This window comes from Nocardia jiangsuensis, assembly GCF_042650385.1.
Lineage (GTDB): Bacteria > Actinomycetota > Actinomycetes > Mycobacteriales > Mycobacteriaceae > Nocardia > Nocardia jiangsuensis.
Map to the genome: position 1 here is coordinate 1 of NZ_JBHSAX010000022.1, position 15,931 is coordinate 15,931.

The window sequence follows — 15,931 nt, forward strand, 5'->3', positions numbered from 1 at the left end:
GGCGGGTGTCGCCGGAGGCGATCGTTCCGGGGTCGGGGGGCTGGGGGACCGCGCCCGGCGTGCTCGCCGCCTCCGCGCCGGGGCCGGTGCCAGGTCCGTTGCCCGCGGAGGCGCCGGAGGGGCTGCCGCTCGAGCAGGCGGTGCAGACGCCGACGCCCGCCGCGGTCCCCGAGCCGATGATCACCATCCCCGGGCTGCCGCCGATCCCGTGCGGGTTCTTCTGCCCGCCGCCCCCGCCGCCCGCCGTGCAACCCGGTGAGCCCGGGCCGCGCGCCGAGGAGCTGCCGCGTGCGGCGGTGCCCGCTCCCGCCCCGCAGCAGGTGGCGCCGCAGGGGCCCGCGCCGGTGGAGTTCGGCCCGGACGGGCAGCCGGTCGCCCCCGGCCCGGACGCGGCGACGCCGCCGCCCCCCGGCCTCGTCCTCCCCTTCGGCATCACCATCCCGTTCCCGGTCCCGCCCGCCCCCGCCCCGTAACGCTGTCTGCCGACGCTGCCGGGCGGCGGGGATGGCGTGGCGGGGGCGGCCACGGCCGGGCGCGCCGGGCGCGTCAGCCGACCGGGGTCAGGGTTCGTAGCCGGACCAGTACGAGGTCGGCCACCGCGGCCATGCCCGCGGCGGTGGGGTGACAGGGTGTGCCGTGCGCGGGGCGGCCCGGTACCGGGACGAAGAAGTCCGAAGTCCACGGGACGGGGGAGCCGGGGGCGTGCGCGAGGCTCGGGGTGCGGACGTCGATCAGGTGCGCCCCTGCCCGCTCCGCGGCCGCGGCGGTGCGGTCGGCGAGTGACTCCGCCAGGTAGCGGTAGTGCCGGTCGGTGGGCGGTTCGTCGGGTCGCGGCGGGCCGAGTACCGACAGATAGTTCACCACCAGCAAACGTGCGTTCGGTGCCTGGTCGCGCACCGTGCCGAACACCCGGTTCAGCCGCTTCCCGATCCCGCCGAGCGCGCGGCCGGTGGCCGCCTCGTCGGCGGAGCGGCGGGCGGCGGGCAGCAGCCGCACCGGCGACGGCATGCGCCGGGCGATCAGGAACGCCGTCAACCCGATGTCGTTGCCGCCGATGGTCACCGTCACGAGCTCGGTGTCCGGGGTGACGGCCATGCGCTGCGGGGGGCTGCCGTGCTGCCGCTCGTGCAGGATGTGCGCGCAGGTCGCGCCGGAGCTGGTGACATCGGTGAGCCGCAGCCCGGCCGCGCCCGCGATGAGGTGCGGGTAGTTGCGGCTGGAGCGGCCCGCCGCGCGCACCGAGCCGGGGGCGCGCGGCGGAATACCGGGTCCGGAGGCGAAGGAGCTGCCGAGTGCGACGTAGCGGCGGCCGCGCCAGGGCGCGAGCGCGTCGGCGATCCGGTCGTCGGAGAGCTGTGCCACGGTCACCACCCGTGCCCTGCGGGGCGGGCCGTCGCGGCTCCGACCGCGAGGCCGTACGGCACCGGCTGGAATCGCGCCCGGTCTCGCGGGGCCGGCCGGAGCCGCGCTCGGTCTCGCGGGGTTGGCTGGAATCGCGCTCGGTCTCGCGGGGCCGGCCGGAATCGCGCTCGGTCGCGCGGTATCGCGATGACCGGAAACCGGCGTACCGGAGCGCGGCCGTCGGCGGCGGTGCGCGAACCTGCTCCGGGCACCGCGGTCGAACGGGGCCGATCGCTCATCGGCTGCTCTCCTCGCGCCAGGCGCCGGAACTCCCCGGACCGGCATCCGTGCAGCCACTCTAACCGGCGGTCTGTTCTCCGCTACCAGCGGGCGCGCCGGAAGCCGCCCTCGGAGTCGAGGACCTGGCCCACCATCCAGCGGCCCTCGTCGGAGATCAGCCAGGCGATGAGCCGGGCCGGATCGTCCGGTTCGCCCGCCCGGCCGCGGGGGAAGGCGGCGTGCACGGCGGCGGCGAGGGCGGGGTCGAGGTCGGTGCTGCCGGGGGAGAGGTAGCCGGTGTCGACCGGGCCCGGGTTGACGGTGTTCAGCACGATGCCGCGCTCGATGAGCTCGGCCGCCACCGTCGGCGTGAGCCCGGCGAGCACCGATTTGGCCGCCGCGTAGGCGATCTCGCCCGGCATCGGGCCGAGGTGCTGGCCGGAGGTGAGCCAGACGACCCGGCCGCGATCCGGCACCGCGCCGCGCTCCGGCCGGTACTGCCGGGCGAACGCCTGGGTGAGCAGCAGCACCGAGCGCGCGTCGACCGCCCAGTGTCCGTCCAGCATGGTGGCGTCCACCTCGAGCAGCGTGCCGTCGCCGCCGCTGCGGGCATGGTTGGCGACCAGGATGTCGAGGTGCCCGAACTCGGCGACGGCGTCCTCGATCAGCCGGTGCGCGGCGTCGGGGACGGCGAGATCGGCAGCGCGGTCGATCACCGTCGTGGTGGCGGCGAGTTCGGCGCGCAGCGCGTCGGTGTCGTCGGCGCCCCACGGCTGCCGCTCGTCGTGCGGGCGCCAGTGCGCGAGGTAGAGCGCGGCGCCGCGCTCGGCGAGCCGCCGGGCGACGGCGAAGCCGATACCGGCCCGGCGGCCGACGCCGGTGACCACGGCGACGCGGCCGGTGAGATCGCGGGGAAGGGGCATGGCCCCATCGGAACCCGGGAGACGCGCGACGGCAACTGGATTTCGCGGCAGTATTCCTCGACAAGAATATTCCGGACAGTGAATGCTTTGCCGTATGGAACAGATCGCGGCGGCGCTCGGCGATCCCGCTCGCTGGCGGCTGGTGGAGCTGCTCGCCGAACGTCCGCGCTCGGTGGGCGAGCTCGCCGAACGCACCGGGCTGCGCCAGCCGCAGGCCACCAAGCACCTGCAGACCCTGGCTCGTGCGGGGCTGGTCACCGTGGTCCCGCTCGGGCAGCGGCGGGTCTACGCGCTCGAGCCCGCTGTGCTGGGCGCGCTGACCGATCGGCTCCGCGCGCTGGTCGCCACGGCCGCGGTGCAAGCGGGCGAGCGCGACGTCATCGCGCGGTATCGCGCCGCCATCGAGGCCGAGGCCGCCATCGCGGACCGGAGCCGGTGGGCCGACGGCCGCGCCTACGCCTTCGAGCGGCTCCTCCCCGCACCGCGGGAGACCGTCTGGCGCTACTGGACCGAGCCGGAGCTGCTCGCCGCCTGGTGGGCGCCGCCCTCCCTCACCGTCACCGAGGCCGTGCTGGAGCCCGTGGCGGGCGGGCGCGCGGTGCTCGAGTACCGCGACGCCGAGGGCCGCTACCGCTCCGCGGGCCGGGTGCGCCGGGCGACTCCGGAGGAGCTGCTGGAGTTCGAGCTGTCCGTGCTCGACCCGGCGGGCGGCACGACCTTCACCGGCCACTACGACGTGACCCTCGAACCGGCGGCGGCGGGCACCCGGCTGCGGGTCGCCGTGCGCGTCACCGGAACCACCGTCGAGGCCGTCCCGGCCATCGCCGGAATCGAGACCGGCTGGGGCCAGGTGCTCGACAATCTCGCCGACGCCGTCGGCACCCGTTCGAAGGAGACCCCCGCATGACCGGACGCCGTGTGCGCGCCGATATCAGCCTCACCCTCGACGGCCGCTACAGCGGGCCGGACGGCCCGGGCGACCTCGGCGCCATCGTTCGCTACGCCACCTCCGACGTCGCCCGCGACCACCTCGCCCGGCTGCACGGGGGTGCCACCACGGCTCTGCTCGGGCGGCGCAACGCCGAGGGGTTCCTCGGCTACTGGCCGTCGGTCGCGGACGACGAGGACGCCGACCCGCGCGACCGCGGCTACGCCGCCTGGCTGGTCGAGACCGAGAAGGTGGTGCTCTCCCGGACCCTGACCGCGGCGCCGTGGCCGCGCACCCGGGTGCGCGCCGCCCCGGTCGAGGCGGTGGTGGCCGAGCTGAAATCCGATGGCACCGGCGACATCCTGGTCAACAACAGCGCCAGCCTGATCCGGCCGCTGCTCGCCGCCGACCTGCTGGACCGGCTGTACCTGACGATCTGCCCGGAGATCGCGGGCGGCGGGCAGCAGCTGTTCACCGACGGGCTGCCCCGCTCGCGCTGGACGCAGACCCGGCAGGAGGCGGGCGAATTGGGCGAGCTGGCCCTGGTCTACGACCGGGTCCGGTAGCGCGAAGGCCGAAACCCGCGCGACGGGGGGCCGCTTCGCGGGTTAGGTTCGGCGGATGCGCGCGATCGGAACCGAGGGGCAGCGGGCCGCGACGGCGGCCGGGGCGACGGTCCTGCTCTGGGCCTCGGCCTTCGTCTTCATCCGGGCGGCGGGCGAGCACTTCTCGCCGGGCGCGCTGGCGCTCGGCCGGCTACTGGCCGGGGCCGTGACGCTGCTGCTGATCCTGCTGGTGGTGGGCGAGGGGTTGCCACCGCGCGCGGCGTGGCGCGCGATCGCGATCACCGGGGTGCTCTGGTTCGGCGTCTACATGGTGGCGCTGAACTGGAGCGAGGAGTACGTGGACGCGGGTACCGCGGCCATGGTGGTGAACATCGGGCCGGTGCTGATCGCGCTGCTCGGCGGGGCGTTCCTGGGGGAGGGGTTCCCGCGCAGGCTGCTGGGTGGGATCGCGGTCTCCTTCGCGGGCGCGATCGTGGTCGGGCTCGGCACCGCGCAGGGCGGCGCCGCGGCCGGGGTGCTGCTCGCGGTGCTCGCCGCGATCACCTGGGCGATCTCCACCATCGTGCAGAAGCCCGCGCTGGCGGTGGCTTCCGCGCTGCAGGTCACCACCGGCGGCTGCGTGGTCGGCGCGCTCGCCTGCCTCCCCTTCGCCGGGCAACTGGTGCGCGAGGTCGGCGCGGCGCCGCCCGCCGCGACGCTGAGCGTGCTGTACCTCGGTGTCTTCCCGACCGCGCTGGCCTTCACCACCTGGGCCTATGCCCTGGCCAGGACCACGGCGGGGCGGATGGGGGTGACCACCTACGCGGTTCCGGCGCTGGTGGTGCTCGGCTCCTGGCTCGCGCTCGGCGAGGTGCCGGTGCCGCTCGCGCTGCTCGGCGGAGTGCTCTGCCTGGCCGGGGTCGCGGTGGCGCGCAGCGGGCCGAGAACGCGGAGCGGCCCGGCGGTGCAGACCGCCGGGCCGCTCGAGGAGAGAGATCAGACCGGGACGCCGCCGTAGGTGCGGCGGTGCCGCGCCTCCAGGAAGGACAGCAGCCCGAAGGCGATGAGCCCCAGCGCGATCAGGATGAGCAGCCACGGGCCGAACGGGGTGCCCGCGAAGTCGCGCAGCACGCCGTCGACGCCCTCGACCTGCGCCGGGTCGTAGTTCAGCGCGGCCACCAGGGCGGCGAGGCCGATCGCGGCGACGACGGCGCCGCGGGCGATGTAGCCGGCCCGGCCGAGCCAGACCGCCGCGGTCCGGGAACCGCGGGTCATCCAGCCCATCCGCAGGTCGTCGGTGAAGTGCAGCCGGGCGCCGCGCACGATGAGCAGGAGCCCGAAGGCGAGCACCGCGATGCCGAGCAGCGCGACCACGACCTGGCCGCCGGGCCAGGCCAGGATGCGGGTGGTGAAGTCGCGCGCCACCACTTCGCCGGGTGCGGGCAGCCTGCCGTTCACGACGAAGCGCAGGGTGAAGAAGAAGGCGAGGGCGTAGAAGATGCCCGCGACGGCCGCGTAGGCCCGGTGCCCGCCGGAGACGGTGCGCCCGGCCGTGGCCACCTGGGTGAAGCGCCACACCGCGAGCGCGGCGAAGCCGAACACCAGGATCCACAGCAGCAGGTAGCCGAGCGGCTGCTCGGAGAGCGCGGCCAGCGCGCCGACCTCGTTGGCCGAGTGCTCGGCGGTGCCGACCGCGAGCATGAAGCCGAGGACGCCGAGCACGATGTAGGCGATCCCGCGGGCGATGAAGCCGAAGCGGGCCACCTTCTCCAGGCCGCGGCTGTTGCTCACGGTGCTGCGGCCGCGGGCCCCGCCCCCGCCGCCCCGGCGCCAGGAGCGCCTTCCGGTCGTCCGGTTCGCGCCCCGGCGCCGTCCGCCCGATCGATCACGGCGCCGATATGTGTTGGCACGCTGGAACATGCTGAGCTCCTTCACTCTCTGTGCTGCGGGGCATGCCCACTTCCGGCTGCGTGACACGAGGTGCCGCGTACCCGACATCCCATGCGGCACTTGCATAACTCCGCCGCGACGGTGAAAAGCCCTGCTGTGCTGCACCGCGACCCCGCGACAACCGTGCGCGGCGCGGGGTGCAAGCCCCGTGGACGGCACCGCCCCACCGGCGTGTCGGCGGTGTGGCAGAGTGTCCGCAGGCGCTCGATACCGGTGGCGCGGTCAGCTGCGATTCGAGAGCTTGGACGACACCATGAATACCCGTGCCCGGGGGACGACCCGGCTGACCGTCGAGACCTGGTTCCAGCTCGTGCTCGGCTCGATGGTGGTGATCGTGCTCGCCGGTGCGGTCGCGGGGGCGAGCATGATCGCCCGCACCACAGTGAGTTCCACCCTGGTCATCGGCAAACTGCAGCCCGCGCTCGCGGAGAGCTACCGGTTGCAGGCGGCGCTGATCGACCAGGAGAACGGCGTGCGCGGCTACGCCATCGGCGCCGACTCGGTGGCGCTGCGCTCCTACGGCGCCGGCCGGGACGCCGAGGTGCGCGCGCTGAGCAGGTTGCGCGGGCTGCTCGCCGACCGCCCCGACGCGCTCGCCGACCTCGCCGCGGTGGAGGCCAGCGCCCTCCGCTGGCGCACCGGCTACGCCGAGACCGTCACCGCCGCACCGGAGCGCGCCCGCGCCGCCGCCGCCGACGGGCGGCAGCTCTTCGACGCGGTCCGCGCCGGCTTCACCGGGCAGGCCGACCGGCTCGCGGTCGCCCTCGATACCGAGCGCACCGCCATGTACCACAACCGGGACAACCGCAACCTGCTGCTCGGCGGCCTGGTCGTGGTTTTCGTGCTGGCCGCGGTGCTGCTCACGGTGCTGGTGCGCGGCTTGGTGGTGCGGCCGCTCGCCGAGCTGCAGCGCAGCTCGCTGCGGGTGGCGGGCGGGGACTTCGAGCACCGGATCGCCGCGCGCGGCCCGGCCGACATCGCGACCGTCGGGGCCGCGGTGGAGGACATGCGCCGCCGGATCGTCACCGAGCTGCGCTCGGCCCGCGAGCAGGAGGCCACCCTGGTGCGGCAGGCCGCCGACCTGGATGCCCAGACCGTCGAGCTGCGCCGCTCCAACCAGGAGCTGGAGCAGTTCGCCTACGTCGCCTCGCACGACCTGCAGGAGCCGCTGCGCAAGGTCGCATCCTTCTGTCAGCTGCTGCAGAAGCGCTACGACGATGAATTGGACGATCGCGGCCGCCAGTACATCGAGTTCGCGGTGGACGGCGCCAAGCGGATGCAGGTGCTGATCACCGATCTGCTCACCTTCTCCCGGGTCGGCCGGGTGAACGACCGCACCGAGCGCCTGGAGCTGGATCCGGTGCTGGACCGGGCGCTGCACAACCTCGGCTCCGCGATCGCCGAGTCCGGCGCGACGGTGCAGCGGCCGGAGCGGCTGCCCGCCGTGGTCGGCGATCCGACGCTGCTGGAGATGCTCTGGCAGAACCTGCTCGGCAACGCGGTGAAGTTCGCGGCGCCCGGCCGGAAACCGGAGATCGTGATCGAGCACGAGGAGCGCGACGGCACGCACCACTTCGCGGTGCGCGACACCGGGATCGGCGTGCCCCCGGAGTTCGCGGACAAGGTGTTCGTGATCTTCCAGCGGCTGCACAACCGGGAGGAGTACGGGGGGACCGGGCTCGGGCTCGCCATCTGCCGCAAGATCGTCGAGTTCCACGGCGGCCGGATCGAGCTGGACACCGAGTACACCGGGGGCGCCCGGTTCCGCTTCACGGTGCCGGTCGCGGCGGGGTAGCGCACCGAGAGTTCCGCCACCCGCGCTTTCGAGTTCGGGAAGCCGAACTTATGATGGCTCCATGAATCGGATGGTGCTGCTCGTCGTGCTGGCGCTCGGGCTGGCCACCGCCGGCTGCGACCGGGTCGGCGCGCGCGACGACGACGGGCGCCCGGTGGTGCTCACCACCTTCACCGTGCTCGCCGACATCGCCGCCAACGTCGCGGGCGACCGGCTGCGGGTGGAGTCGATCACCAAGCCGGGCGCGGAGATCCACGGCTACGAGCCGACGCCCGGCGACATCCGGCGGGCCGCGCAGGCCGATCTGATCGTGGACAACGGGCTGAACCTGGAGGCCTGGTTCGCCAAGTTCGTCGCCGACCTCGACGTCCCGCACGTGGTCGCCTCGGACGGGGTGCGGACCATCGACATCGCCGCGGACGCCTACGCGGGCAAGCCGAACCCGCACGCCTGGATGAGCCCGCTCAACGTTCAGCTCTACGCCGACAACCTGGCCCGCGCCTTCACCGAGCTCGACCCCGACGGCGCGCAGCAGTACGCCGCCAACGCCGCCGCCTACCGGACCGCGCTGCAGCAGGTCCAGGACGACCTGGTGACCCGGCTCGCCGCGCTGCCGCCGACCCAGCGCGCGCTGGTGACCTGCGAGGGCGCCTTCTCCTACCTGGCCCGCGACGCCGGGCTCACCGAGCGCTACATCTGGCCGGTGAACGCCGAGCAGCAGGCCACCCCGCAGCAGGTGACCGGGGTGATCGAGTTCGTCCGCTCGGCCGCGGTGCCCGCCGTGTTCTGCGAGTCCACCGTCTCCGACGACCCCATGCGGCAGGTGGCATCGGCGACCGGCGCCCGGCTCGGCGGGGTGCTGTACGTGGACTCGCTCTCCGAGCCGGACGGGCCGGTCCCCACCTACCTCGAGCTCATCCGGCACGACGCGGACACCGTGGTGGCCGGGCTGACCGGGAGCGCCGCCCGATGACCCCGGCCATCGCGGTCAGCGACGTCACCGTGCACTACGGCGAGGTGCTCGCGCTGGAGCGCGCCTCGCTGGAGCTGGCCCGCGGCCGGGTCTGCGCGCTGATCGGGATGAACGGCTCGGGCAAGTCGACGCTGTTCAAGGCGATCATGGGCATGCTCACCCCGGACACCGGCACCGTCCGGATCGCGGGCGACACCCCGGCGGCGGCCCGCAGGGCCGGGCTGGTCGGGTACGTGCCGCAGTCGGAGGAGATCGACTGGGCCTTCCCGATCACCGTGCGCGAGGTGGTCATGACCGGACGCTACGGCCGGCTCGGGTTCACCCGCAGGCCGCGGGCGGCGGACCGGGCGGCGGTGGACGCCGCGCTGGAGCGGGTCGAGCTCGCCGGCCTGGCGCACCGGCAGATCGGGCAGCTCTCCGGCGGGCAGCGCAAGCGCGCCTTCGTCGCGCGCGGCATCGCGCAGGGGGCGTCGGTGCTGCTGCTGGACGAGCCCTTCGCCGGGGTGGACAAGCGCTCCGAGGCCACCATCACCGCGCTGCTGCGCGAGCTGGCCGCCGACGGCGCGGCCGTGCTGATCTCCACGCACGACCTGCACGCGCTCCCGAACCTGGCCGACGAGGCGGTGCTGCTCATGCGGAAGGTGCTCGCGCACGGCGACATCGACGAGGTGATCCGCCCGGAGAACCTGGTCCGCGCCTTCGGCCTGGACCCGATGGCGGGCGGCGCCCGGTGATCGACCTGCTGCTCGACCCGTTCGCCTACGACTTCATGGTGCGCGCGCTCGCCGCCACCGTGATCTCCTCGGTGGTCTGCGCGATCCTGTCCTGCTGGCTGGTGCTGATCGGCTGGTCGCTCATGGGCGACGCGGTCTCGCACGCGGTGCTGCCCGGGGTGGTGCTCGCCTACATCATCGGCGCGCCGTTCGCGCTCGGCGCGGTGGTCTTCGGCTTCCTGGCGGTGGCGCTGATCGGGGTGGTGCGCGACACCAGCCGGGTCAAGGAGGACGCCACCATCGGCATCGTCTTCACCACGCTGTTCTCGCTGGGGCTCGTGCTCATCTCGGTGACCCCGAGCCAGACCGACCTGAACCACATCATCTTCGGCAACCTGCTCGGCGTCGCCCCCTCGGATCTGTGGCAGATCGCGGCGCTCGGCGCGGTGGTCTTCGTGACCGCGGTGGCCAAGCGCCGCGACCTCACGCTCTACGCCTTCGACCCGACGCACGCGCACGCCATCGGGCTGAATCCGCGGCTGCTCGGCGCGCTGCTGCTCGGGCTGCTCGCGCTCACCGCGGTGACCGCGCTGCAGGTGGTCGGGGTGGTGCTGGTGGTGGCGATGCTGATCATCCCCGGCGCCACCGCCTACCTGCTCACCGACCGGTTCGGCCGGATGCTGCTGATCGCGCCCGCGCTCGCCGTCGTCGCGGCGGTGACCGGGTTGTACCTGGCCTACTACTGGGACACCTCGGCGGGCGGCATGGTGGTGCTCGCCCAGGGCGTGCTCTTCGCCGCGGTCTACCTCGTCGGGCCGCGGCACGGGCTGATCGCCACCCGCTGGTCGGCGGCGCGCAGGCGCAGGCGGGCCGTGCGCGCCGGCTGACTCAGACCAGCGGTTTGCCCGCCGCGATCCGGCGCCGCATGTCGGCCAGGTGCTTGTCCAGCGGGTACTGCGGCCACGGCTCGGGCAGCCGCTGGATGACGAAGCCGAGGCCGCGCATGATCAGCTCGAAAGCGCGCTGCCTGCGCGGCCCCCAGTCCAGCCCGAGCTCGTCGCGGAACCACTGCGGCAGGTAGCCGGTGGTGAAGAAGCGGTTCACGTGCTTGCCGAGCAGCTGCTGGACCCGGCTGTACGGGCCGAGGTCGACCACCTGGTCGAGCAGGTAGCGGCGCACGCCCTCGTCGATGGAGAGCTGCGGCAGCATGGACTCCCAGTACGCGGTGAAGGCCGCGCGGTCGGCGGGCCACAGCTCGGCGGGCATCTGCAGCGTGGTGCCGAACCGCGCCGACTCCCGGTACAGCGCGTCGGAGAACTCCTCGGTCTGCTCGCCGTAGAGCAGCCGGAAGGAGTCGGCGGTGCCGAGGTAGATGCAGCCGGCCACCCAGAGCTGCAGCTTCGGGTCGAAGGCGTTGTAGCGCACCTCGGCGCCGGGCTGCGAGCGGACCTGGCGGTGCGAAGTATCGGTGGCCTCGCGGTAGGCCACCCGCTCCTCCTCGGTGCCGAGCATGGCGACCGCGAGGTAGGTGAGCGTGGTGCGGCCGCGCTTCTGCGGCCGGAGGTCGAAGCGGCCGCTGGCCACCGTGCTCTCCACGACGCCGCGGCCGACCGGCGCCAGGCTCAGCTGCATGATCACGTTCGCCGGGCCGCCGAGCAGCGCGCCGGGACCCGCGATGAAGCGGCGGCGGTCCGTCGGCTCGGCGCCGGGCGTGCTGGGCACCGGCTGGATCGAGCGGGTCATCTCCGACCTCCCGAGAGTTGATGAAACAAGTTGGCACCAAGTCTCTCATGTAATCAGCTGTTCAACAACGATCGCGCCTCCGATGACGCCGGATGTCGAAATAAGTGAATGAGTATTCTGCTCCTGCGCTACGCTCTGCGCACCCATCCGTCATCGCTGAGGGAGAACCGCCGTGCGGCTGCAGGAGCTGACCCGTCCGCTCACCGATTCGCTCGCCGCGGCGAGCGTGCTGGTCCGGCGCGGCATGCTGGATCCGCTGCGCCCGGACCACACCCTGCGCACCGCGCGGGACGCGAGCCGCTACGGCCCGTTCACCACGGTGCTGCGCGCGGCGGCGCGGCGCTGGCCCGAGCGCACCGCGGTGATCGACGATCGCGGCGGGCTGACCTTCGCCGAGCTGGATTCCCGCTCGGACGCGCTGGCCCGCGGCCTCGCCGCAGGCGGCCACGGCGCGGGCACCGTGCTCGGCGTGCTCTGCCGCGACCACCGCGGCATGCTGCTGGCGATGGCCGCGGCCGGGAAGCTCGGTGCCCGGGTCGTGCTGCTCAACACCGGGTTCGGCGGGCGGCAGCTGGCCGAGGTCGCGGTGCGCGAGCGGATCGCGGCGCTGCTGCTCGACGCCGAGTTCCTTCCCCTGCTCGCCGCGGCGCCGGATGCCATCGCGCGCATCCTCACCAGGTCGGACGGGGCCGAGCCCGGGGTGCTCACCGTGGACGGGCTCGTCGCCGCGCACGCGCCCGAGCCGCTGCCGACCCCGGCCAGGGCGGGCGGGCTGGTCATCCTGACCAGCGGCACCACCGGGACGCCGAAGGGCGCGCCGCGGGAGAAGGTCTCGCCGCTGCAGTCGGCGCAGTTCCTCGACCGGATCCCGCTGCCGAAGGACAGCGCCATGGTGATGGCGGCGCCGCTGTTCCACGGCACCGGGCTCTCCCAGCTCGGACTGGGCTGGGCGCTCGGCAACACCGTCGTGCTGCGGCCGGGGCGCTTCGACCCGCGCTGGACGGTGGCGGCGGTGGCCGAGCACCGGGCCGCGAGCCTGGTGGTCGTCCCGACCATGCTGCAGCGCATCGTCGACCTGCCCGCCGCCGAACTGGCCGCGCACGACACCTCTGCCCTGCGGGTGATCTTCGCGGCCGGATCGTCGGTGTCGCCGGATCTGAGCAGGCGGACCGCCGAGCTCTTCGGAGAGGTGCTGTACAACCTGTATGCCTCCACCGAGGTGGCGGTGGCGGCGGTGGCGACGCCGGAGGACATGCGGCTGGCGCCGGGCACCGTGGGGCGGCCGCCGGTCGGATGCCGGGTCGCGCTGTACGACGAGCGGCGGGCGCGCATCACCGAACCCGGAGTGGTCGGGACGATCTTCGTCTCCAGCGGGCTGAGCTTCGCCGGGTACACCGACGGGCGGACCAAGGAGACCGTGGACGGGCTGCTCTCCAGCGGGGACGTGGGGCACTTCGACGCCGAGGGACGGCTGTTCGTCGACGGCAGGGACGACGACATGATCATCTCCGGCGGGGAGAACGTGTTCCCGCTCGAGGTGGAGAACCTGCTGGTGGAGCGGGCGGATATCGCCGAGGCGGCGGTGGTCGGGGTGCCGGACGCGGATTTCGGGCAGCGGTTGCGGGCGTTCGTGGTTCCGGTCGAGGGGGCGTCGGTGGACGTGCGGGAGATCAAGGACTACGTCAGGGCGGGTCTGGCGCGGCACAAGGTGCCGCGGGAGGTGATCGTGCTGGACGAGCTACCGCGGAACGCGACCGGGAAGTTGCTGCGGCGGGCGCTGCGCGAGTACGGGGCGGACACCGCCGGATGAGTGCCTCCGTCGGGCGCCGGACCGCCACCGAGATCCTCGACTACTTCGGGAAGTGCCCGCGCTGCGGGTATCCCGCCACCGCGTGGTTGCACACCGTCGTCGCCGACGGGCGTACCAGGCGCGAGGTGGTCGGGGTCTGTGATTCGCCCTGCGGGTGGAGTGGGCCGGTCCGGGTCACCAGCATGACGAAGCAGGGGCGGTAAGCGTCGGTCGGGCGAGGGCGGCGCGCACGGCCTCGGCCACCCCGCGCGGGCGGTGTGCCCGCCGGGGAACATCCCCGCGGGGTTCAGGAGTGCGGCGCCCGCAACTCCAGATCGGCGACCTTCACCAATCCCGCGTCCGAGCGCGCGGTTTCGAGCACGAAACGCCCGCGCCGCCCGTCCAGGTGCAGCGCGGCGAGCGAGTTCCCGAAGTGCGGCCCGCTGATCTTCTCCCAGCGCACCGGGTCCGGCGAGATCCCGCGCCGATCGGCGAGCCGGCGCAGCGCCCGTGCCAACCGGCGCCCCCAGGCCGCGGCGAAGACGGCGTGGAAGATCTTCGGCGGCTCGTTGTGCACCGGCGAGCAGACCAGCTGCAGCACCGTGGATTTCGTCGGCTCCGGGTAGTCGGCGCGCGCGGCGTAGCTGTGGTGCACGTCGCCGGAGAGCACCGAGATGGTGGCGGGCGCGTCCGGCGCGCTCCCGATCCGCCGGATGAGCGCGGCCAGCCGCTCGAAGGAGGCGCGGAACGCGGGCCAGTGCTCCAGATCCGCCTCCTGCCGCACCTTCTCGCCGAGCCTCCCGCGCCACCCCGGCAATGCCGCGGCGCGCTCGTTCAGCGACTGGAAGTGGCTGAGCGCGGGCGGCATCAGCCACGGCAGCGACGACCCGATGAGCAGGTGGTCGATATCGCCCGCTGCGTTCTCCTCCAGCCAGTCGAACTCCTCGGCGCCGACCATGAGCCGGTCGCCGTCCAGGATGCGCCCGTTGCGGGTGTCGATGACGAGCAGCCGGACCCGGCCGAAATCGCGGCGGTAGCTCCAGCGCACCGGCTTGCGCCCGTCCGCCTCCTTGTCGGCCGCGGCGCCGAACTCCTCCAGCAGCTCCCCGACGTCGCCGCCGTGCGCGGTGACCGTCCGGTACAGCTCGTCGGCGGCCAGATCGGCAGGCGCGAGATTGCCCAGATGCTGGTACACCCAGTACGAGGCGAGCCCGGAGCGGATGCGCTCGGGCCACCAGGGCAGCTCGGCCATCTGCTCGCGCCAGGTGCGCGAGGTGTTCCAGTCGTCGCGCACGTCGTGGTCGTCGAAGATCATCGAGGTGGGCACGGTGGACATGAGCCAGCGGATCTCCGGGTCGGCCCAGGACTCGTGGTACAGCTCGGCGTACTCGCGGAACGAGACCACCTCGCCCGCAGGCTCGGCCCCGTTCCGCCGCTGCGCCAGCCACTCCTTGATCCGCGGCGTGGGTTCGTCGGCGTACACCTGGTCGCCGAGCAGGACGAGCGCGTCCGGCCACTCCGCCTCGGGCAGCTCCTTCATCCGCAGCGCGTAGGTGTCAAGGGCGTCCACCCCGACCTTGTCCGCGGCGAGCGCGCCCGGCGTCACCTTGGCCGCCCGGCAGGAGCCGAAGATCAGGGAGCGCACCTGGTGCGTGCGGATCCGGCTGGGCGGGAACTCCGAATCCGGCTCCGGCCACACCCGGGCGCCGTCCAGCGCGACCTCGTACGGCACCGAGCTGTCCGGCTCCAGGCCGGTCACCGTGACCAGGGCGAAGTGCAGCTCGCCCACCTGAAAGGTGCGGGCGCGGGCGCCGAGCACCGTGACCTCGCAGGGCGCGTCGGTCTCCACCCACACTGTTGCCGAGGTGGCGTCGACGTGCCGCAGCACCGGACCGAGAACCAGTTCCGCCATGATCTCGACGGTACGTCGCCCGCGCCGCGGCGGCTCGCCGAATCGGCCGGCGCCCTTCGCCCGGGCGCGCTGAACACCTCGAACACCGCCTCCGCGCGGTCTCGCTCGCGGGTACGCCGGGCGGCAGGCGGCCGCGAGGCCGGCCGGCTGCGGGCGGGAGGCGTTCGGTCAGGTGCCGGGCGGCGGGCCTGCCGTCCGGGTCGGGTCGATGACGGCGAAGACCTCGTCCTGGGGGCCGCGCAGGACGCCCATCCGGCCGACCGGGCTGTCGTCCGGGCCGCGCAGGACCGTCGCGCCGAGTTCGGTGGCGTGCCGGAGCGCGGCGTCGGTGTCGTCGACCTGGAACCAGGTGAGCCAGTACGGCGGCCCGGCGGCCTGGTTGATGCCGCCGAGCGGGGCGCCGTCGGGGGTGTGCGCGAAGGTCGAGTAGACGATGTCCGCACCGTCGCCGATCTCCCCGTACGCCCAGCCGAAGACGCCGGTGTAGAACTCCTGCGCGCGCCGGTAGCCGTCGGTGTGCAGCTCGTTCCAGCAGTAGGCGCCGTGCTCGTTGTAGATTCCGGCGCCGTGGTGCCCGCGCGCCTCCCAGACGCCGAAGGCGGCGCCGGTCGGGTCGGCGGCGACCAGCATCCGCCCGGCGTCGAGCACGTCGAACGGCGGGACGAGCACCGCGCCGCCGTTGCCGGTCACCGCCTCGGCGGTGCGGTCGGCGCTCTCGGTGGCGATGTAGGTGGTCCACACCGACGGCATCGCCATCTCGGGGGACTTGGGGCCGATCCCGGCGGCGGCGCGATCGTGGCGCCGCGCCATGAGGTAGCCGCCGGACTCGGCGCCGCCGTCCTCGATCTCCCAACCGAACAGCGCGCCGTAGAACGCCGCGGCCCGGTGCGTGTCGTCGACCTGGCAATCGACCCAGCACGGCGTGCCCGGCTGCCAGGGGGTATTGCGTTCGGGCATGTCAACCTCCTGTGAGGGTAGTCGCTCAGGTCAATCTTGCGCGCGCCAGCGGTGCGGCGCCGGGGTTCCGGCAAATGACTGGC

Annotated in this window: 15 protein-coding genes and 1 pseudogene; 10 read left to right on the forward strand and 6 right to left on the reverse strand. The window is 73.8% G+C overall.

Features of this window, described 5'->3' with window-relative positions; translation table 11 throughout:
• Positions 1–473: pseudogene (locus ACFO0B_RS26085) on the forward strand (lytic transglycosylase); the annotation flags it as partial.
• A 73-nt stretch (positions 474–546) separates the two neighbouring features.
• On the opposite strand, the gene ACFO0B_RS26090 reads toward ACFO0B_RS26085, so the two are convergent.
• Entirely contained in the window at positions 547–1,362 is an 816-nt protein-coding gene (locus ACFO0B_RS26090; RefSeq protein ID WP_378615341.1) for an SGNH/GDSL hydrolase family protein, read from the reverse strand.
• Between the two features lie 359 nt (positions 1,363–1,721).
• The gene (locus tag ACFO0B_RS26095; RefSeq protein WP_378615343.1) at positions 1,722–2,543 is read right to left on the reverse strand and encodes an SDR family oxidoreductase; all 822 of its coding nucleotides are present in this window, start codon (positions 2,541–2,543) and stop codon (positions 1,722–1,724) included.
• 94 nt (positions 2,544–2,637) lie between these two features.
• Here ACFO0B_RS26095 and ACFO0B_RS26100 point away from each other — a divergent pair, with 94 nt between their 5' ends.
• Genes ACFO0B_RS26100 through ACFO0B_RS26110 form a run of 3 tightly spaced genes read left to right on the forward strand, consistent with a single transcriptional unit; the run spans position 2,638 to position 5,034 of the window.
• Positions 2,638–3,450 carry a metalloregulator ArsR/SmtB family transcription factor gene (locus ACFO0B_RS26100; protein WP_378615345.1) on the forward strand — a complete coding sequence of 271 codons (813 nt, stop codon included), beginning with the start codon at positions 2,638–2,640 and terminating at the stop codon, positions 3,448–3,450.
• Entirely contained in the window at positions 3,447–4,037 is a 591-nt protein-coding gene (locus ACFO0B_RS26105; RefSeq protein ID WP_378615347.1) for a dihydrofolate reductase family protein, read from the forward strand. The genes ACFO0B_RS26100 and ACFO0B_RS26105 overlap by 4 nt, the downstream gene beginning before the upstream one ends.
• A 55-nt stretch (positions 4,038–4,092) precedes the next feature.
• Positions 4,093–5,034, forward strand: a complete 942-nt coding sequence (locus tag ACFO0B_RS26110; protein ID WP_378615349.1) for a DMT family transporter — start codon at positions 4,093–4,095, stop codon at positions 5,032–5,034.
• Here ACFO0B_RS26110 and ACFO0B_RS26115 read toward each other — a convergent pair.
• Positions 5,013–5,807 carry a DUF1206 domain-containing protein gene (locus ACFO0B_RS26115; protein WP_378615351.1) on the reverse strand — a complete coding sequence of 265 codons (795 nt, stop codon included), beginning with the start codon at positions 5,805–5,807 and terminating at the stop codon, positions 5,013–5,015. The genes ACFO0B_RS26110 and ACFO0B_RS26115 overlap by 22 nt on opposite strands.
• Before the next feature lie 412 nt (positions 5,808–6,219).
• Here ACFO0B_RS26115 and ACFO0B_RS26120 point away from each other — a divergent pair, with 412 nt between their 5' ends.
• From ACFO0B_RS26120 to ACFO0B_RS26135, 4 genes are all read left to right on the forward strand, one after another.
• A complete protein-coding gene (locus tag ACFO0B_RS26120; RefSeq protein WP_378615353.1) occupies positions 6,220–7,761 on the forward strand; it encodes a sensor histidine kinase in 1,542 nt (513 codons plus the stop codon).
• Between the two features lie 61 nt (positions 7,762–7,822).
• Positions 7,823–8,734: a metal ABC transporter substrate-binding protein gene (locus ACFO0B_RS26125; protein WP_378615354.1), complete on the forward strand. Its 912-nt coding sequence runs from the start codon at positions 7,823–7,825 to the stop codon at positions 8,732–8,734.
• Entirely contained in the window at positions 8,731–9,468 is a 738-nt protein-coding gene (locus ACFO0B_RS26130) for a metal ABC transporter ATP-binding protein (RefSeq protein WP_378615355.1), read from the forward strand. The genes ACFO0B_RS26125 and ACFO0B_RS26130 overlap by 4 nt, the downstream gene beginning before the upstream one ends.
• 35 nt (positions 9,469–9,503) lie before the next feature.
• On the forward strand, positions 9,504–10,334 hold the full coding sequence (locus ACFO0B_RS26135; protein WP_378615864.1) for a metal ABC transporter permease: 831 nt from the start codon (positions 9,504–9,506) through the stop codon (positions 10,332–10,334).
• Between the two features lies 1 nt (position 10,335).
• On the opposite strand, the gene ACFO0B_RS26140 is transcribed toward ACFO0B_RS26135, so the two are convergent.
• Positions 10,336–11,190: an oxygenase MpaB family protein gene (locus ACFO0B_RS26140; protein ID WP_378615356.1), complete on the reverse strand. Its 855-nt coding sequence runs from the start codon at positions 11,188–11,190 to the stop codon at positions 10,336–10,338.
• A 172-nt stretch (positions 11,191–11,362) separates the two neighbouring features.
• Between ACFO0B_RS26140 and ACFO0B_RS26145 the strand changes: the two genes are divergently transcribed.
• Complete coding sequence (locus ACFO0B_RS26145; RefSeq protein ID WP_378615358.1) at positions 11,363–13,000, forward strand: acyl-CoA synthetase; 1,638 nt, start codon at positions 11,363–11,365, stop codon at positions 12,998–13,000.
• A complete protein-coding gene (locus ACFO0B_RS26150) occupies positions 12,997–13,203 on the forward strand; it encodes a hypothetical protein (protein WP_378615360.1) in 207 nt (68 codons plus the stop codon). The genes ACFO0B_RS26145 and ACFO0B_RS26150 overlap by 4 nt, the downstream gene beginning before the upstream one ends.
• An 83-nt stretch (positions 13,204–13,286) precedes the next feature.
• Here the strand turns inward: ACFO0B_RS26150 and ACFO0B_RS26155 are convergent, their stop codons facing one another.
• Complete coding sequence (locus ACFO0B_RS26155) at positions 13,287–14,891, reverse strand: alkaline phosphatase D family protein (RefSeq protein ID WP_378615362.1); 1,605 nt, start codon at positions 14,889–14,891, stop codon at positions 13,287–13,289.
• 168 nt (positions 14,892–15,059) lie between these two features.
• Complete coding sequence (locus ACFO0B_RS26160) at positions 15,060–15,848, reverse strand: VOC family protein (RefSeq protein WP_378615364.1); 789 nt, start codon at positions 15,846–15,848, stop codon at positions 15,060–15,062.
• Positions 15,849–15,931 lie beyond the last annotated feature (83 nt).

What these genes read in the sequence shown, in the direction of transcription:
- ACFO0B_RS26140 (WP_378615356.1), bottom strand. Translation starts at nt 11,190, where the DNA reads ATGACCCGCTCGATCCAGCCGGTGCCCAGCACGCCCGGCGCCGAGCCG.
- ACFO0B_RS26120 (WP_378615353.1), top strand. Translation starts at nt 6,220, where the DNA reads ATGAATACCCGTGCCCGGGGGACGACCCGGCTGACCGTCGAGACCTGG.
- ACFO0B_RS26095 (WP_378615343.1), bottom strand. Translation starts at nt 2,543, where the DNA reads ATGCCCCTTCCCCGCGATCTCACCGGCCGCGTCGCCGTGGTCACCGGC.
- ACFO0B_RS26130 (WP_378615355.1), top strand. Translation starts at nt 8,731, where the DNA reads ATGACCCCGGCCATCGCGGTCAGCGACGTCACCGTGCACTACGGCGAG.
- ACFO0B_RS26150 (WP_378615360.1), top strand. Translation starts at nt 12,997, where the DNA reads ATGAGTGCCTCCGTCGGGCGCCGGACCGCCACCGAGATCCTCGACTAC.
- ACFO0B_RS26105 (WP_378615347.1), top strand. Translation starts at nt 3,447, where the DNA reads ATGACCGGACGCCGTGTGCGCGCCGATATCAGCCTCACCCTCGACGGC.
- ACFO0B_RS26110 (WP_378615349.1), top strand. Translation starts at nt 4,093, where the DNA reads ATGCGCGCGATCGGAACCGAGGGGCAGCGGGCCGCGACGGCGGCCGGG.
- ACFO0B_RS26100 (WP_378615345.1), top strand. Translation starts at nt 2,638, where the DNA reads ATGGAACAGATCGCGGCGGCGCTCGGCGATCCCGCTCGCTGGCGGCTG.
- ACFO0B_RS26125 (WP_378615354.1), top strand. Translation starts at nt 7,823, where the DNA reads ATGAATCGGATGGTGCTGCTCGTCGTGCTGGCGCTCGGGCTGGCCACC.
- ACFO0B_RS26135 (WP_378615864.1), top strand. Translation starts at nt 9,504, where the DNA reads ATGGTGCGCGCGCTCGCCGCCACCGTGATCTCCTCGGTGGTCTGCGCG.
- ACFO0B_RS26155 (WP_378615362.1), bottom strand. Translation starts at nt 14,891, where the DNA reads ATGGCGGAACTGGTTCTCGGTCCGGTGCTGCGGCACGTCGACGCCACC.
- ACFO0B_RS26160 (WP_378615364.1), bottom strand. Translation starts at nt 15,848, where the DNA reads ATGCCCGAACGCAATACCCCCTGGCAGCCGGGCACGCCGTGCTGGGTC.